The following is a 1,299-nucleotide window of genomic DNA, read 5'->3' as shown; positions in this document are numbered from 1 at the left end:
CCACCGGTCATGGTGTCGGAGCCGAGACCGCCCGTCGAGCCGCCGGCCACGCCACCGAAGGTCTCGATGATGTCGTCGCCGTCGCCGCCGTCGAGCTCGTCGTTGCCACGGTTGCCGCGGATGACGTCGTCGCCGTCGCCGCCGTTGATGACATCGTCGCCGGTGCCGCCGGAGATGTCGTCATCCCCCTCGCCGCCGTCGATCACGTCATCGCCGTCGTTGCCGAGCAGACGGTCGTCGCCGTCGCCGCCGTCGATGGTGTCGTCGCCATCCTGGCCGCGGATGAAGTCGTCACCCTCGCCGCCGTCGATGTCGTCGTCGCCGTCGCCGCCGTCGATGTCGTCGTCGCCCTGCTCGCCGAAGATCACGTCGTCGCCGTCACCGCCGTCGATGGTGTCGTCGTCGGACTCGCCCTCGCCGTCGGTCTCGTCGGTGTCGTCGTCGGCGTCACCACCGTAGATGGTGTCGTCGCCGTCGCCGCCGTCGATCTCGTCGTCGCCGCCGTTGCCGGTGATCAGGTCGTCGCCGTCGCCGCCGAAGAAGTCCTCACCCCAGTCCTCGTCGTTGCCGGTGAGGGTGTCGTCGCCGTCGCCGCCGATGACCTCGAGGTCGCCGGACATCAGGCCGGCGGACTTCGCGGTCAGGTTGTCGGAGGACAGCAGGTTGATCACCTCCTCGCCCTCGTCCGAGCTGGCCTGGAAGATCACCGTGCCCTCGCCGTCGATCACCAGATCGTCGAAGTCGAAGGTGGTGCTGGAGATGATGACGGTGCCGCCATGCAGGTTCAGCTTGTCGACGCCCAGCATCACCGCGTTGCGCAGGTCGAGGGTCTGGCCCACGCCCTGGTCCGTGGTGGCGCCGAGGCCGGTGCCCGCCTCGAGATCGATGTCGACGGAGCCGGTGGTGTTGATGTCGTTGACCGCGACATCCATGCCATCCATGCCGTCGATGCGGATCGAGTCCTCGTCGACGCGGACCACGTCGTAGCCGCGGGCCTCGAGCGCATCCTCGATCGCGTTGGTGACCTCGATCGGATCGGTGGCATCCGCCACGTCGCCGACGATGATGGTCTCGGTGACGTTCTTGCCCTTGATCAGGAAGTCGAAGACGAAGCCCTCGTTCTCGTCGTCGCCGTCCTCGTCCTCCTCGTCGCCGTTGTCGCCGTCACCCATGAAGGTGATGGTGACGCCGTCGCCGTCGAGAACATCGTCGAGATCGGTGACGTTGAGCACGAAGCCGCCCGAGGCATCGGTGATGACATCGTCGATCTCGGTCGGGTCGGACTCGTCGCTGTCATCA

The 1,299-nt window shown here is 67.2% G+C and carries 1 pseudogene; it reads right to left on the bottom strand.

From position 1 onward, the window contains the following. Window positions 1–1,299: pseudogene (locus tag QSJ97_RS24515) on the bottom strand (hypothetical protein); the annotation flags it as partial.

Origin of the sequence: Paralimibaculum aggregatum (genome assembly GCF_030270585.1) — a bacterium.
Classification (GTDB): domain Bacteria; phylum Pseudomonadota; class Alphaproteobacteria; order Rhodobacterales; family Rhodobacteraceae; genus Thermohalobaculum; species Thermohalobaculum aggregatum.
The sequence above is the reverse complement of the archived record's forward strand: the minus strand, read 5'-3'. Positions and strand labels throughout refer to the sequence as shown.